A 16,248-nucleotide genomic window follows, 5' to 3' on the forward strand; every position below is an offset into this window, starting at 1 on the left:
GGAGAGTGAAGTGGTTAGAAAAAACGATAGGTTTGAGTAATTACAATTTGAGAGAAAGGGCAGCGTGAAACTGCCCGATAAGCTTACTGACCAGTTAAAGTGTAGCCAGAGTATTTGATACCAGAGAGGTGTGCCATTTCACGGTTCCAAGTCGCGAGATCGTTGGGGTTAAATTGATTGAGATGATTGTGACCACAGGCTCTCGCCATTACCGTCATCAACTCGGTCGATGCTTCGAAGAAATTCTTCAATTGATTCGAGGCTTTTTCTACATTAAGACGTTGCCTTAAATCGGCTTTTTGGGTTGCAATGCCTGCTGGGCAATTATTGGTGTTACACATTCTTGCCGCGACACAGCCGATAGATTGCATGGCACTGTTGGAAATCGCGACACCATCTGCTCCTAATGCCATAGCCTTCACAAAGTCCATTGGTACACGAAGACCGCCAGTGATAATGAGTGTCACGCGGCCTGATGCGCCAACCTTGTCAAGATAAGCTCGAGCCCTCGCTAAAGCGGGGATTGTGGGTACACTAATGTGGTCTCTAAACATCTCTGGGGCGGCCCCTGTACCACCGCCGCGACCATCAAGAATGATATAGTCTGCCGTTGCATCAAGTGCGAACTGGATGTCTTCCTCAATATGATTGGCACTCAGTTTAAAACCTATTGGTATTCCACCAGTGACCTCTCGTACGCGGTTGGCAAATTTCTTAAAGTCCTCAACGGTATTTAGGTCTTTGAATGTCGGTGGCGAAATTGCGGAGGTCCCCGCTTCAATGCCTCGCACTTCCGCTATTTTACCGATGTTTTTGGCTCCGGGTAGGTGGCCTCCCGTTCCTGTTTTTGCACCTTGTCCTCCTTTGAAGTGAAAGGCTTGGACGTTTTTCAACTTAGACTCTTCAAATCCAAATCCGGCACTGGCTAATTCGTAGAAATATCGGCTATTGGCCGCTTGTTCCTCGGGGAGCATGCCACCTTCTCCGGAACAAATGCCTGTTCCAGCCAGCTCCGCACCGGTTGCTAAAGATACTTTTGCCTCTTCAGAAAGTGAGCCGAAGCTCATGTCAGATACGAACAGCGGTATTTTGAGTTTCAGCGGCTTTTTCGCCTGAGGGCCGATGACTAATTCTGTGGAAACGGGAACGTCTTCCATCAGCGGTTTAGTTGCCATTTGAGCGACCATAACTTGAATATCGTCCCAATGGGGAAGCAAGTGTCTTGGCACGCCCATGGAAGTCATAGGGCCGTGATGCCCCATCTTAGATAAGCCTTCCCGAGCCAGCTGGTGGATAAATTCCACCGTAGGTTCAACCTTGGTCGCTGTTGCTACAGGCATAGCATCAACAGTTTGAATTTGTACGCCCGGGCCTTCAGCTCCTATATCAGAATCAGAAAATTGCTTATGTGAGCCATCACAGAAGGGGAGGTTTTGGGAGTGTTTACATTGGCAGAGGTAGCTGTCACCACTCTCTTCAGCCGTAAAAGCTTTGGGTTTGAAGTCAGTTCCCGCATGAGAACCATCACAGAAAGGTTGGCTTTTTGACCGTCCACAAGTACAAAAGTAGTACTCTTGGTTAGCCTTCAGTTCAACCTTGATAGGTTTGTTACTCGCGACTATTGGTTTGCTCATCATCACATCCATATATTATTTATTTTTTATGGTTTGCTATCAGGCTAAAGTAAAGTTGGACATCGCGAATATTGCAATTAAGCTCGGTGGAAGGGCTCCATAGATTGGATAACAGAATAGGGATATAGAGTGGAACAGAAACGGATAAATATAAGACCAGCCAAAGCCAGAGAACTGACTGAGGTACATGCTTTAGTGACCTCAAATAATGAGTGGACGAAATACAATGGCCCTTATTTCTCATACTCACACCCAACGCTTGAGCAGTTTGAAGCATCGTTTTTTCGGCGGTTACTAGCGGGCACAGAAATACAACTTATTACCGCGAATGATATCCCGATTGGAACAGTTAACTGTTATTGGGAGTGTGAGGAGACGCGTTGGTTAGAAGCGGGCGTGGTCATTTATGATGCCGATTACTGGGGCAAGGGTATTGCAGCACTCGCTGTCTCACTTTGGGTTTCTTACCTATTTGCCACCAAAGAAATTGAGAGGGTTGGCCTAACAACTTGGTCGGGTAACCCACGAATGATGTCACTTGCCTCTAAACTGGGCTTTCAACAAGAAGCGAGGCTGCGCAAAGTCCGCTACTTTGAGGGCGAATATTATGACTCAATTAAATACGGTGTCTTGCGCTCAGAGTGGGAAGAATAATGATACTTTCTCTTGAGGAAGGCTTTGGGTTGAGGACCTAAAAGTCAGCCCCGATTTTCGTAAGTAAGAAATCTTTTCACGACCAAGGCAATCAGATGGACAATACGACAAAGGATATTAGTCAACGTTATTGGGTAAGTGAGTATGCGCCTTACCTGACTGTTCGCACAACCCAAAAGAGTACTCAAAGCTATAAAGATCACTATCACTCTGAACTTTCCATCGGAATAATAAAAACTGGGTCGACGTGCCTCTCTTTGCCAGAACAAGATTTGGTTCTTAACAAAGGTGAAGTGATATTGATTGAACCTAATTTAGTTCACGCGTGTAACCCACTCAACAAAAGCCCTCGCAGCTACTATATGCTCTATATAGATAGCAACTGGTGTTGCGAAACCTTATCAACTTTATATGGCTATGACGTAGTAGATTTTGTTGTTGACCAAGATACATTGCAGCTGTTCGATTGCCCACTTGAAAGCGCTATGGATGAGTTACTTGAACATGACTCAGTGGAGAATGCTTCGACGGTTGAGAACATATTATTCGACATACTTAGTCGATATAGTTCACCTATACGAGCGCAATCTATTGAAGATACCTTAGCTCTAGAGGTCAGGGAACGATTGCTGCAAGATGTGGAGTCTCCACCGTCATTAGACACACTTTCTAGCGAGTTTGGTCAAACGAAAGAAACTCTGATCAGACGTTTTAAGCGTTATTTTGGTATCACGCCTAAAGCATTTCTGAACAATCATCGAATAGAAAAAGCTAAGTTCTTACTGAAAAGTGGTAAGTCGATTGTTGATGTTGCCGTGGAGGTAGGGTTTTCTGACCAGAGTCAATTGCATAAAGCGTTTGTCAATTATACGGCCTCTACGCCAAGACAATATCAACAGGTTAGATCAATTTTCGACAATAATTAGTAGTCCAAAATATTCATAGTGACTGGTAGGTTTTTACTATGGATATTTATTATGTTGTTTTCTTCATTTCTACCTGCTGCTTTTCCTGCCTTAGCATTGGCACATTTCGTTGCTTTATTAAGCCCGGGGCAAGATTTTTTCTTAATAGTTGCTCATTCGATTCGACACAAATTAAAGGGCAGCCGGTTTATTTGCCTTGGCGTTGCACTCGGTAACGCGATCTATATTGGTGTGGCTATTTTTGGCTGGACAAGCATCCGTGATAATGAATTGATTTATACGGTGTTCGAAATCTTAGGGGCGATCTATCTATTGTGGTTAGGAACAGTTCTACTAAGAAGCAAAAAGGGTGAAACAAAGCTTTCTTCTGACGAGCAGGCCATACCATCACCTCTGAAGCAGCTTGTAATGGGGTTAAACTCAGCGTTACTTAATCCTAAGAACGCTCTGTTTTATATGAGCTTATTGACGGTCATATTAGGTAGTGAGGTAACGCTGATTCAACAGGTCTCTTGTGGGATTTGGATGTTCTTTGCGGTTTTATTTTGGGACCTGCTTATTGCAGCGACCATCAGTCACCCTAGCGTTCATCAGTCGCTTAGCCGTTATATTTACATTATCGAACGTGGTGCAGGGCTAACGTTGGCTTTGTTTGGCATGGCTTTGTTTGTTTCCCCTTTTTTAAGGTAAGCCATACCTGACTGACTTTGCGCAGTTCACTTCTCAGTTATGATTGCTCAATAGACCAATCTATCGAGCAATCACCGCATCTTATCTCTGATAGCTCACTTCCATTGTCTGTAAGTTCGCATCAATAGTCTGATCGCCTTTCAAACGTTGCCAAAGCGGAGCGAGCATATCTAGGCCTCGTTCACTTGGGTAGCGTTGAGTCGCTTCAAGTAATTTCCATTCGCCATCGCTATCTTTCTCCGCAAATACGAACTCAAATGAAAGGTTGTTTGCCATCCCTAGGCGTAAATCAGAAACAATTAACGTGTCGTCTTCAACGCGATAGTTCAAGTAGTTGTGGGAAAATGCTTTTAGTCCTTCTAGCGTATTTGGTTTCTCTTCTAGAGGCCAGTTGCCGAGTGGACGAGAGATGAAATCAATCTTATTGTCGCTATCAAGAACCGACGCCAACCCCTCCCAGTATTGCCCATCATCCATAACTACAACACGCCACAGGAAAGTATTAAATGCTGTTGGCGTAATGAGAACCTGTTGGTTAGGGAGGTTCTGCGCGGCTAAGTTTTGTTCAACTCGATCGGCAATCACTTGTTGTGACGCGTAACCCCAACCCAGATAAAGAGTGGAGAGCAATACAACACCTTGGCACCATCGTCCGCCTTTGTGTTTAAAAATCAAAGCTACACCAATGGCAAACAACAATGGCAATGTATACAAAGGATCTATGATGAACACGTTGCGAAGCTCGAAATACCCTTCAAACGGCCAAATAAGCTGTGTGCCATAGGTTGTCATCGCGTCTAACAAGGTGTGTGTTACTAAGACACTCACCGTCAAGAAGAACACTCTCGCTAGTGTCCAGAAAGAATCTGAGTAACGGACACAATACAACCATGAAATCAGAAATGCTAATGGTGGGAGTGTTAGTAAAGAATGGCTAAAGCCTCTGTGCTTAATGGTATTTTGAACCGCATCGCCATAATCCAGAACAACATCTAAATCAGGCAACGTTCCTAAGGCGGCTCCAGCGAGTAGAACCTTCGCATTACAGCGTTTTCCAGCAATAGCGCCCGCGACCGTCGCACCGAGCGCAGCTTGAGTAACAGAATCCATATCGACCGTATTTGAATATCGTTAAAAGTAACAGTGGTTCAAAAAGTAAGTTGAACCGGTCGTCGAGTCAAATATCTAGTGCGCTCTGGCCTCTATATTTACCTACTTTTACATAGCTGCCGACCGGACACTCTGAACATTGGCCGACTTTTCAATCTTCAAGATACTTCCAATAATGAAAAAGAGGAGTGTGAATCAGCAAGTTACCGGAAATATACTTCTTGAAATATTTTAGGTGGTTACCATAATAAATCCCATAAACAGAACTAAATACTGATATCTAGGGTATGAATGTATGGATTTAGCCAAGAAGCATCCGTTGTGGCGTAAGCCAAAGCATCATCTTGATGCCGATAGTAGTAATGATCATGTACATTGGATTGAGCTTTTTTACGATTTAGCTCATGTGGTGTCTATATTCGTCCTTGGTAACTTTTTAAGTCATCACCTCGGTTTTACCGGGTTCGCTATTTTCGCTGCACTGTTCACTGTGATCTGGTTTGCGTGGTTTGATTTAAGCCTTTTTAACTCCATTTATGTTAGTACCGATGTTCAGCATCGCTATATTATGGCTGCGCAGATCGTCACTATTATGATCATGTCTTCTTCTATCGTACATATTGATGGCGCTGGGTGGGCGTACTTCGCGATAGGCTATGCGATAAATCGAGCGATCATGTCTCTGCTTTACTACCGAGCTAAAGCGGTGGGAGACAGTGAAACTTGTCTGCCAGGCCGTATGTCTCGCAACTTTGCCATTGGTTCCGCTATCTTCTTTGTGAGTGCTTTTCTTCCTGCGCCATATAACTATCTAGCGTTTGGTGTGGGTATGTTGGTGTTAGCTGCACTCTACGTCGCACCAAAGGTGGGTGTCCTCTACAATGAGCGCTTCTTGCCGCGTTTCGGTCATATGGCGGAGCGTTTTGCACTGTTGCTACTCATCGTCGCCGGGGAAGGTTTTTTCAAGCTGGTCATTACTCTTGCTGACAAGGGCATTGATAATGTCGTGGGTGATGTGTTTGTAAACTACGCCTTTGGTGGCCTCTCTATTTTCCTATTGTGCTGGATCTACTTTGATTTTGTTGGCAATGGAAAACCTCGTGATACAAAGCCGAAAACATTGGTGAAATGGACGGTCGCACATCTGTTCTTGATGCTCTCTTCGGTAACGATTGGCGTTGCCCTATCTGCGGAAGTGAAAATAGGTTTTATGGATCAATACCCATTCAAATATGCATTGATTGGATGTTTGGGCTTAGCGACCTATCTTTATTGTTTGCTTAAGATCCAAGAGGTGATTGAACTTCGAACTGCCCACCGTTTCGCAACTGCGAAGGTTCGATATATCGGTATCGCTCTTTGTTTTGTGACTCTTGCTATTGTGTCATTTGTCCCTTCGTTTATTGGGAATGCGTTTTGGGGCTTAGCATTGTTTTCACAAATCTTTATCCCTGTCAGAACCGCATTCAAAACGCTAACTCGAGAAGCAGAGCAAGAAGCCAAAGGTGAACTTGAATAAGCTCTTTAGTTTGAACCGTAAGAGCACTCGTTTTACGGTTCAATGAACATCTCGGGAGCAAAGGTTAATCTGGTTGTAGCCAAATTCTGAAACTAATGCGCTAAGGCTCTACTTGCTCGGGATTAGTCCCAGTAGGGCGGCGTACCGTAATATTCAGAAAAGTAGTCGACGAAGGCACGGACTTTTGGAGCGAGAAGCCTAGAGCTTGGATAAACCGCCCAAACATCTGAGTCGTCCATCAAGGTATAGTCTTCTAGCAATTCGATTAGGCTACCATCAAGTAATTGTTGGTAGGCAATCCAAGTGGCGCACATAGCGATACCCATGCCATCAATCGCTGCATCTCGGACCGCCTCACCGTGATCGACTTTGATTTTTCCTTTTACCTTAATATGTATCACACCCTCTAGGGTATCGAAGGTCCAAGACTCGAGACCAGTTTGGTTTATACACTGATGATGCTTGAGTTCTGATGGGTGTTTAGGTTTACCATGTGTGGCGATATAGTCAGGAGAAGCGACCATGATTCGTTTGTCTGTGGCGAGCTTTTTGGCTATTAGGGTTGAGTCTTTTAAATCCGCATTTCGAATTGCAACGTCAAAGCCACCTTCAATCAGATCGACCATAGAATCCGTTAGTCGTATATCAACAGATAGGTCAGGGTATTGTGCTAAAAAGCCTTTCAAAGCTGGCATCAAGTGCATACGGCCAAACGAAGCTGGGGCTGTGATTCTGAGCGTGCCTTTCGGGCAGGCCTTTCCTGTACCTACATTGGCTTTAGCTGCATCCACACTACTGATGATCTCTTCCGCATAGGGCAAAAGGGCTTCTCCCTCTTCCGTGAGCGAAACCTTACGTGTGGTGCGATGAATAAGTCTAGCTCCAATGCTCTCCTCAAGTTTATTGATGTGCATGCTTGCTACTGGTGCAGATAAGCCCAACTCTTTGCCCGCTTGGCTGATATTGTGAGTACTGGCAATACGCACAAATAACCGTAGGTGCTCTAAATTCATTCACTACAATCCTTATATTTCAATGATGCGAGCGAGTGAGGTTAGCGCTCAGTTGTTTATATACTAAGCCTAAAACGATAAATAGATTATTTAATTATCGTTAATACAGATTGTAATTCTTGTTGATTGTTGTGGGAGAAGTAACGCCATAGGATTTATTGGGTGACACACTTTTTGCCATTCATATTAAAGACAATCAATGGAGAGTAAATTATGAAATATTCAGGATTTCAGACATTTACAACAGACCAGAAAGACGGAATTCTAACTGTTACGTTCGATTTTGGTACGGTAAATGTTCAAGGGCAAGAGATGCTCGCAGACTTAAATAGTCTGGCAATGAGATTGGAGCGTGACCGTGAGACGAAGGTGGTTGTCTTCCAATCAGCAAACCCTGAAGTGTGGGTTTGTCACTACGATACTGAGTTACTCAAAGACATGTCGACTGAAGCGGTTTCACGTGAAGATGCACAGCTTCTGGATCTGCAGGCCGTTTGTGAGCGAATCAGTAAAGTTCCGCAAGCTACAATCGCCAAGCTAGAAGGTTTTGCTCGTGGAGGCGGTCATGAGTTAGCTCTCGCGTTAGATATGCGCTTCGCAGCACGTGGTAAATTTAAATTCATGCAGATGGAAGTCGGTATGGGTATTCTGCCTTGTGGCGGGGGCGCATCACGTATGGCTCGTCAAGTGGGCCTTGGTCGTGCACTTGAGATAGTGCTTAGTGCCCGTGATTTCGATGCGGACGAAGCAGAGGCCTACGGCACAATCAACAAGGCACTGGAACCAGACGAGATTGGTCCTTATGTTGATGCGCTAGCACAGCGTATATCTAAGTTCCCTGCGGAATCTATCAATGTTTGTAAACAAATGGTGTATGAATCAATTGATAAGCCTATTGATGAAGCATTGAAAGCGGAAGCATACTGGCTATACCAAGCGACAAGTAAAACAGCAGCCGTTAAGCGTTTTCAGATTGCGGACGACCAAGGTCTAGAGCACGACATGGAAAACCAGCGCAACTGGGAAGACCTAGTGATGAAGGTTCAAGACATCAACTAGTTCAACATGGATCACCAGTCCAAGAAAAGCTGCTGATATTCAGGAGCTTTTTTATTTTGGTGCTAACCCCTAAATTGATGCTCCTTAGTCTCTTTTTGTGCCTTCACTTCTGCACAATACTCAGCGGTGGGTCGCGCGAGCAACCTAGGTATTCCGATCGGCTCTCCCGATTCGAGGCAATAACCATATTCACCAGTATGAATTCGTTCTATTGATTGCTGAATTTTAGGCAAGAGTTTCTGTTCCCTGTCTATAATTCTTAACGCGATTGCCGACTGCTCCTCGCTCGAGGCTCTATCGTTATCATCACTGAATTCCATCGGCGATACGATGCTTTCCTTAGCCTTTTCGATATGCAGCCTTGTTGTCTCATGCAACTCTTGAAGTTTACGTTCAAAGAAACGGAGTTGGTCTCTGTTCATATAATCCGAATCTGGAGCAGCCAGAACTTGTTCTTCCGTTAATAGGAGTTGTTTCTCGTCTTCCATTGTCTTACTCCAGTATCTATTGGGTCCATCAGTGTTGCTACAAGGATATTTCTATGGCTGTAAAACTATAGAGCTTAAACTATAATGAGTTATGTTATAACGTAACAATGTAAGGCTAGCACATGGATACACTAAATAAAAATCGACTGCCAGTGACCGTACTGTCAGGTTTTCTTGGTGCGGGGAAGACAACAGTACTTAGTCATATCCTTAATAATCGACAGAATAGAAAAGTCGCGGTCATCGTTAATGATATGAGTGAAATAAACATTGACGCTGCGATTGTTAAAGATGAAGTCTCTTTAAATAGAAGTGAAGAGAAACTGATCGAGATGAGTAACGGGTGTATCTGCTGCACACTGAGAGAGGATCTTTTAGAAGAAGTGGGGAAGCTTGCTCAAAACGGTAGGTTTGATTACCTAGTAATTGAATCCACGGGCATCTCTGAGCCGTTACCTGTTGCCGAGACATTTACGTTTGCTGATGATAATGGCCTGTCACTATCGGATGTCGCTCGTCTAGATACAATGGTTACCGTGGTTGATGCCGTCAATTTTCTAAAAGACTATGATGAAGCAAAGCAGTTAAGTGAAGCGGGCGAATCTTTGGGTGAAGAGGACGAAAGAAGTGTATCTGATTTGCTTGTCGATCAAGTTGAATTTGCCGATGTAATATTAATTAGTAAAACCGATCTCGCAGGTGAAGATGAAGTCGAAAGACTGAAGGCTATCCTTAAAACACTTAATACCCATGCTCAAATCATTCCTATCTCAAATGGTGAAATTACGTTAGACGCAGTGCTCGACACAGGCTTGTTCAATTTCGAACGTGCTCAACAAGCTCCAGGCTGGTTAAAGGAGATGCGTGGTGAGCACATACCTGAAACAGAAGAGTATGGTATATCGAGTTTTAATTTCGTTGCGCGGCGACCGTTCCATCCAGAAAAGTTCTATCGACTACTTCATGAGATGCGTCCTTTCGGAAACTTAATACGGTCGAAAGGGTATTTTTGGTTGGCAACAAGGCCGGAACTCGTTGGGCAATGGAGCCAGGCGGGTGGTATCGCACGCCATGGTTTAGCCGGTATGTTTTGGCAATCAGTCCCGAAAGATCAATGGCCAACTGATCCCGATTATTTAGAAGCAATCTATCAGCACTGGCAAGAACCATTTGGTGATAAACGACAAGAGCTTGTATTCATTGGTCAAGGGCTTGATCAAGACGGGTTAACACAGGCACTGAATGATTGTTTGTTAACTGATAAAGAAATGGATGAAGGCCAGCAGTACTGGCTGACCTTCGAAGACCCGTTTCCAAAATGGGGAGAGTGATGTTGAGAGTTAGGTGCTGTGCCTAACTCTCAACTATTTGATGTATGCTTCTAGAATTCGATATTTATCAGGGTATGCCTCTTCGCTCGACTTTTTGAAAGAGTCGATGGCTTGGTTGACGAGTTCTATTGTTACTCTATCGTTGGTTAGCTTCCCACCAGCAGCCACCACGGCGTCAAGTTTCTCTATAGCTTGGTCAAAGCTCTTATCATTTTTTGCTGTAACGGCTTGCATAAATGCTGTTGCAGCGAAGGGCACTTCAGTGGGACCATTTAGGTTTGGGTTGATACCAGTGTTGAAAAGTGCCGTGATAGTATTGCCCTGTTTTATATCGTTTGAACGTAGAGCCGCAAATATAAGACTGCTAGCATCATCCTCATCTAAGTTACGATCAAGCTTGTTTATCATTGTCATCACTATATCGTCACTAGCACCTGAAGCAATCAAGTTTACTAAAGCCAGACCACCATTTCCCTTTCGGTTTGGGTCAAACCTGCTGAGTTGTTCCGCAATATAGGGGTTATTATTTGCATCACCAAAAGTGACTAACGGGATGATGTGTTTATAGGTATCGATGAGCTCGTAACCAGATGCGAGTAGATAATCAATTTTCTCACGCTGAACACTCACTTCTTGATTGGAGCGACTGATCATTCGAATCAGCGGACTGTAGATCTTTGCGTTGATGTCTTGTGAAGCATCAACCAGTTGCGAAAATAACTCGATGTTTGAGTTTACTGCTGCAAAACGTAACGGATAGCTAAAATTTTGTATTTTTACACGCTTATCGATATCGACACCTTGATCAATAAGTTTGCTTATCAGTTCTTGGTCGTTGAGAGTCATTGCAATGTAAAGCACGACTTCTGGACTAAGTTGCTCTGAAAAGTAATCAATGGCCGATAAGCTTATGAATTCTGACCACTGCTGCTCCGTAAGATTGGCCAAATCAAAACCATAGTCATCGAGGGTTTCTTTGACAAATTTTGGAAACGTTTCAGGAGGTTTGGGTAATCTTTCCCCATTGTCTGAAGTGCCGTCATTACTTTCTATTCTCTTGACGGGTTGTGTCTGTGTTTTTGCAGTGAAAACCTCTGCAGGCTTGATGTTTGTTGACGGTGTGTGATGAAAGTAGGCACCTGAGGCATAGCCAACACCGACTGCGAATATGATACGTAGAGCCTTTTTAACGTTTGTCATTATCCATAACTTATTAGTATTTAAAGGCTTTACTTTATCGATAATGTAAATCGTTTACAATTAGATATTAACCTGTTCCATCTTTAAGCACAGTGTCCAGTCTTGTCTATAATTTGCACTATGGCTCTTTTAGGTCAGCCACATCGAAGGGAGTATACACAGCGGTTTTCGCCTTAGGTTATGACTGTGTATACGTAAATTTCGGCGAGCAGGAGAAGCTCCATGGCATTAACTCTTAACGTAAATGGTGTCGATGTAAGTGTCGATGCAACTCCAGATACTCCAATCCTATGGGTGATTCGAGATCACCTCTCTATGACCGGCACTAAGTTTGGTTGTGGCATGTCATTGTGTGGTGCATGTACTGTTCACCTGAATGGGCAGGCTATTCGCTCTTGCATTACACCTGTTCAAGCTGCGGTTGGGCAAAAAATCACTACGATTGAAGGGGTGGAGAGCCCTGCAGCAAAAGTAGTTCAAGAAGCGTGGGACGAACTTCAGGTCCCGCAATGCGGTTATTGCCAATCAGGTCAGGTGATGTCGGCAGTTGCGCTTTTAGAGCAAAACCCAAACCCGACGGACGATGATATTGATGCTGCTATGGCGGGTAATGTGTGCAGATGCGCTACCTATGTTCGTATTCGCAATGCAATCAAACAAGCTTCAACAAAGTTGTCGTGAGATGGAGTGAACGATTATGCGCTTAATGTCTTTATCAATGGCAACACAAGAAGTTGCTACTAGTCGCCGTGACTTTCTTAAATTGATCGGTGGTGTTGGAGCAGGGTTAACTCTAGGTGTTTCGATAACCAATCAAAAGGCCTTTGCATCCGAACAGTCGGCATCAGATGTATCGTTTGAACCAAATGCGTTCGTTCGTATTGGCAGTGATAACACCGTGACTGTGATGATCAAACACGTTGAAATGGGTCAAGGAACTTACACAGGGTTAACGACACTTGTTGCTGAAGAATTAGATGCGGCATGGGAACAAATGGTGCCTGAGGGTGCACCGGCGGATGCTTCGCGTTATAACAACACGTTGTGGGGCCCTATGCAAGGAACGGGCGGTAGTACCGCAATCGCCAACTCTTACATGCAATTACGAACTGCCGGTGCTGTGGCCAAGTCTATGTTGGTGGCTGCTGCTGCGAAAAAGTGGGGCGTAAGTTCCGATGAAATTGTTGTCTCTTCGGGCGTGGTTAGCCATGGGAGTAAACAAGCCAGTTTTGGTGACTTGGCCGAAGAGGCTGCCAAAATGCCAGTTCCCGACCCAAGTACCGTCCCACTTAAATCGCCAGAAGATTTTACTTTGATTGGTAGAACCAAGCTCAGTCGAAAAGATACAGGGAAAAACAATGGCACGGCGATATTTACTCAAGATTTCAAATTACCTGACATGCTGACTGCTATGGTGCTTCATGCGCCTAAATTCGGCGCGACACTGGAATCGGTCGATTCTAAAAGCGCGAAAGCTTCTCCGGGTGTTGTTGACGTCATTACCATTCCAACTGGGGTTGCTGTATTAGCTACTGATTATTGGAGCGCAAAAAAGGGACGAGACCTACTCGTTGCATCTTGGGATGAGAGTAAGGCCTTCAAAAAAAGCTCCGTTCAGATAATGGAAGAGTACACGGAACTCTCAAAGAAACCGGGACTGCCAGCTCGAATTGATGGTGATGCTGTTAAAGCTCTCGAGTCGTCAGACGTTGTGATTGATAACACCTATGAGTTTCCTTTCTTGGCGCATGCAACCATGGAGCCGATGAACTGTGTCGCGCAAGTTTCTGATGATGTTTGTACTGTTTGGAATGGTGAGCAACTTCAGACAGTCGACCAGATGAACATTGCAAACTTACTGGGTATTAAGCCGGAGCAAGTCACCATCAATATGTTGTTAGCTGGTGGTAGTTTCGGACGAAGAGCCAACCCAAGATCGGATTACTTATTAGAGACCGTCGAAATTGCAAAACAGAAAAAGGGCACGCCGATAAAGCTTGTTTGGAGTAGAGAAGATGACACCCGCGCAGGTTACTTCAGACCGGCTTATGTCCATCGAGTCAAAGCTGGTTTAGATGCTGATGGCCATATCAATGCTTGGCAGCAACATATCGTTGGTCAATCTATTCTGCAGGGCACCGCTTTCGAAGCCTTTATGGTCAAAGATGGCATTGACGCGACTTCGGTCGAGGGCGCGTCGAATAACCCTTATGACATTGCCAACCTCTCTCTCGAATTAACAACGGTTAAAGAGGGCCCTACGGTGCAATGGTGGCGATCTGTTGGTAGTACGCACACAGCATTTGCCGTTGAAACGATGATCGATGAGCTGGCCGTGAAGGCAGGCAAAGATCCGGTTGAGTATCGAATGAAGCTGTTACAGAAACACCCTCGTTGGCAAGGTGTCCTTAAACTCGCAGCAGAAAAAGCTGGCTGGGGTAAGTCACTACCAGAAGGAAGTGCCTTTGGTGTTGCTGTTCATGAGTCGTTTGCTACCTATGTCGCGCAGGTCGCTCAAGTTTCGATGAAAAATGGCATGTTGAGTGTCGATAGAGTGGTGTGTGCGGTCGATTGTGGCGTTGCAATAAACCCAGATGTCATCAAAGCACAAATGGAAGGCAGTGTTGGTTTTGGTTTGTCTCCAACCCTAATGAGTACGATTACTTTGGGTAATGGTGGCGAGGTAAATCAGTCAAACTTCCATGACTATCAAGTACTACGCATCAACCAGATGCCGGAAGTCGAAGTTCATATCGTACCATCGGTAGAGGCACCTACAGGGGTTGGCGAGCCGGGTGTTCCACCTGTTGCGCCCGCTGTAGCAAACGCGTTTGCTGCCCTTACTGGCAAAAGACAGCATGTATTGCCCCTTAACCTTAAAGGCTAGGGTAAGGCAGTACACGTCGAATAACAGACAAGGGAATGGGAAGTAATATGTCGAATCACTTATTTCATATTCTGTCGCAATGGCTTCCAAAAAAAGACCAATCTAATTGGGTATTGGGGACTGTATTCAAAACGGAAGGGCCTGCTTACCGAAAAGCAGGCGCAATGATGCTCTTTAGTGATTCGGGTGAACAGCTTGGTATGTTAAGTGGCGGCTGCTTAGAGTCGGATATCCATTTGCAAGCACGTAAGGTCATGCTGACTAAAAAGCCAAAAACCTTAACCTATGATGGGAGTGACGAGGACGATCTTGCGTTCCAGTTAGGAATTGGGTGTGGTGGTACGGTTCATGTATTGCTTCAGCCCATCTCTAGTGAGAACAATTATCTTTGCCTGCCCGATTTGTTCGCTGCGATGAAAGAACGTCGTAAGGGCGAGTATCTTCAAAAAATAGCGATTGATGAAGTTTATGTGAACTTTAGTACAGGTGCGGTTCGGCTCAGAAGTACGACATCAAACACTCAATTGATCAAAGATGATCAGGGTTTGTGGCTTTCGACGCAAGTAGAGGCTCCAACTCACTTGCTTATTGCTGGCGGTGGGATTGATGCACGACCTGTGGCTAATATTGCTCTCCAGTTAGGGTGGGAAGTCACGATATGGGATCCGAGACCCGCCAATGCAAGACCAGAGTACTTCCCTGAAGTGAAACAGCGGTTGGCCTGCAGTGAAGAGGAACTAACACGCTATTGCAAAGAACATACGGTGCAAGCGGCAATTCTGATGACACACAATGTAGAATTAGATAGTAAAGCATTGTTCGCTTTGAAGAGTGTATCGCTGAGCTACATCGCTTTACTCGGGCCCATCAACCGACGAGATCGCGTATTGTCACACTCAGGCTTAGCGGTCGATGAATTGAGTGTTCCAATCGCAGGGCCTGCTGGGTTGGATATTGGAGCGGAGTTACCGGAAACCATCGCTTTATCCATTCTTGCTGAGTGCCAAGCGGCAATGAGCCAAACAACGGCTGCGTCATTGAGTGGCGTGCTACCCGAAAACGAAAGCCTAAAACGAGCAGCCAGCTAAAAGATGAAGTTAGCAATCATGATTTTAGCGGCAGGACAAAGCCAAAGGTTTAATGGCTGTAAACTGCTAGCTCAAATGAGTTCAGGGGACAGCCTTTTATCTCACTCTATTGTGAACGCCACAACAAGCGAGGTTGGCGATGTTTACGTTGTTACGGGTCGCTGGCACGACGATATTGAACATGAAAAACGCCAGGCGTTAATTCCACCATGCGAGCTACTTTATTGTTCTGAATGGAGTCTTGGCATTGGTCACTCTATCGCATTCGGTGTTGGCTGCTTAGCAGATGATTATGACGCAATATTGGTGACTCTCGCAGACCAAGTGGCATTGACATCCGAAACGTTCAAATTGCTTGTTTCCGAATACGACGGGAGTCAGATTGTCTGTGCTCAATACGCTGGTCAATGTGGCGTGCCTGCACTTTTTCCTAAGCGATATTTTTCGAAATTGATGTCGTTGAGTGGCGATAGTGGAGCCAAAAAAATCCTTTGTACTGAAGACGCAGTAAAAGCGATACAGATAAAGAGTGCTGAGGTCGACATTGATACCAAAGCCGACCTTGACCGCTGGAATAGCCTAAACGCCTAACACTTAACACTTAGAACCTAGAGCATCCCATCATTAAAGTGCTCTTCACTCGTGATTG

General features: G+C 44.9%; 15 protein-coding genes. 10 read left to right on the plus strand and 5 right to left on the minus strand.

Features of this window, described 5'->3' with window-relative positions:
* Positions 1-83: 83 nt before the first annotated feature.
* Positions 84-1,634, minus strand: coding sequence for a glutamate synthase-related protein (locus AC6R05_RS24290; RefSeq protein WP_500648979.1), 1,551 nt, complete (start codon positions 1,632-1,634; stop codon positions 84-86).
* Positions 1,635-1,763: 129 nt separating this feature from the next.
* On the opposite strand from AC6R05_RS24290, the gene AC6R05_RS24295 reads away from it, so the two are divergent.
* From AC6R05_RS24295 to AC6R05_RS24305, 3 genes are all read left to right on the plus strand, one after another.
* The gene (locus AC6R05_RS24295) at positions 1,764-2,288 is read left to right on the plus strand and encodes a GNAT family N-acetyltransferase (RefSeq protein ID WP_500648980.1); all 525 of its coding nucleotides are present in this window, start codon (positions 1,764-1,766) and stop codon (positions 2,286-2,288) included.
* A 95-nt stretch (positions 2,289-2,383) separates the two neighbouring features.
* Complete coding sequence (locus tag AC6R05_RS24300) at positions 2,384-3,214, plus strand: helix-turn-helix domain-containing protein (protein WP_500648981.1); 831 nt, start codon at positions 2,384-2,386, stop codon at positions 3,212-3,214.
* 51 nt (positions 3,215-3,265) lie between these two features.
* Positions 3,266-3,904, plus strand: coding sequence for a LysE family translocator (locus tag AC6R05_RS24305; protein ID WP_285466258.1), 639 nt, complete (start codon positions 3,266-3,268; stop codon positions 3,902-3,904).
* Between the two features lie 81 nt (positions 3,905-3,985).
* On the opposite strand, the gene AC6R05_RS24310 is transcribed toward AC6R05_RS24305, so the two are convergent.
* Entirely contained in the window at positions 3,986-5,014 is a 1,029-nt protein-coding gene (locus AC6R05_RS24310) for a metal-dependent hydrolase (RefSeq protein ID WP_500648982.1), read from the minus strand.
* Between the two features lie 295 nt (positions 5,015-5,309).
* Here AC6R05_RS24310 and AC6R05_RS24315 point away from each other — a divergent pair, with 295 nt between their 5' ends.
* On the plus strand, positions 5,310-6,533 hold the full coding sequence (locus AC6R05_RS24315; protein WP_285401242.1) for a low temperature requirement protein A: 1,224 nt from the start codon (positions 5,310-5,312) through the stop codon (positions 6,531-6,533).
* Positions 6,534-6,655: 122 nt separating this feature from the next.
* Here AC6R05_RS24315 and AC6R05_RS24320 read toward each other — a convergent pair whose 3' ends face one another.
* On the minus strand, positions 6,656-7,546 hold the full coding sequence (locus AC6R05_RS24320) for a LysR family transcriptional regulator (protein WP_500648983.1): 891 nt from the start codon (positions 7,544-7,546) through the stop codon (positions 6,656-6,658).
* A gap of 213 nt (positions 7,547-7,759) precedes the next feature.
* Here AC6R05_RS24320 and AC6R05_RS24325 point away from each other — a divergent pair, with 213 nt between their 5' ends.
* A complete protein-coding gene (locus tag AC6R05_RS24325; protein ID WP_500648984.1) occupies positions 7,760-8,605 on the plus strand; it encodes an enoyl-CoA hydratase/isomerase family protein in 846 nt (281 codons plus the stop codon).
* 62 nt (positions 8,606-8,667) lie between these two features.
* Here AC6R05_RS24325 and AC6R05_RS24330 read toward each other — a convergent pair whose 3' ends face one another.
* Positions 8,668-9,093, minus strand: a complete 426-nt coding sequence (locus AC6R05_RS24330; protein WP_500648985.1) for a TraR/DksA C4-type zinc finger protein — start codon at positions 9,091-9,093, stop codon at positions 8,668-8,670.
* Between the two features lie 122 nt (positions 9,094-9,215).
* On the opposite strand from AC6R05_RS24330, the gene zigA reads away from it, so the two are divergent.
* Entirely contained in the window at positions 9,216-10,424 is a 1,209-nt protein-coding gene (gene zigA, locus AC6R05_RS24335) for a zinc metallochaperone GTPase ZigA (RefSeq protein WP_500648986.1), read from the plus strand.
* Between the two features lie 33 nt (positions 10,425-10,457).
* Here zigA and AC6R05_RS24340 read toward each other — a convergent pair whose 3' ends face one another.
* Complete coding sequence (locus tag AC6R05_RS24340; RefSeq protein ID WP_500648987.1) at positions 10,458-11,624, minus strand: hypothetical protein; 1,167 nt, start codon at positions 11,622-11,624, stop codon at positions 10,458-10,460.
* Between the two features lie 222 nt (positions 11,625-11,846).
* Here AC6R05_RS24340 and AC6R05_RS24345 point away from each other — a divergent pair, with 222 nt between their 5' ends.
* From AC6R05_RS24345 to AC6R05_RS24360, 4 genes are read left to right on the plus strand one after another with little or no spacing between them, the layout of a single operon-like run.
* Positions 11,847-12,305, plus strand: coding sequence for a (2Fe-2S)-binding protein (locus tag AC6R05_RS24345; protein ID WP_150873198.1), 459 nt, complete (start codon positions 11,847-11,849; stop codon positions 12,303-12,305).
* 16 nt (positions 12,306-12,321) lie between these two features.
* Complete coding sequence (locus AC6R05_RS24350; protein WP_500648988.1) at positions 12,322-14,511, plus strand: xanthine dehydrogenase family protein molybdopterin-binding subunit; 2,190 nt, start codon at positions 12,322-12,324, stop codon at positions 14,509-14,511.
* 47 nt (positions 14,512-14,558) lie between these two features.
* Positions 14,559-15,599 (plus strand): XdhC family protein, encoded by a 1,041-nt coding sequence (locus AC6R05_RS24355; protein WP_500648989.1) that lies wholly within the window; start codon positions 14,559-14,561, stop codon positions 15,597-15,599.
* A 3-nt stretch (positions 15,600-15,602) separates the two neighbouring features.
* Positions 15,603-16,190 (plus strand): nucleotidyltransferase family protein, encoded by a 588-nt coding sequence (locus AC6R05_RS24360; RefSeq protein WP_500648990.1) that lies wholly within the window; start codon positions 15,603-15,605, stop codon positions 16,188-16,190.
* Positions 16,191-16,248: the final 58 nt, after the last annotated feature.

The organism is Vibrio sp. R11-SG3-ISO9 (genome assembly GCF_059834255.1).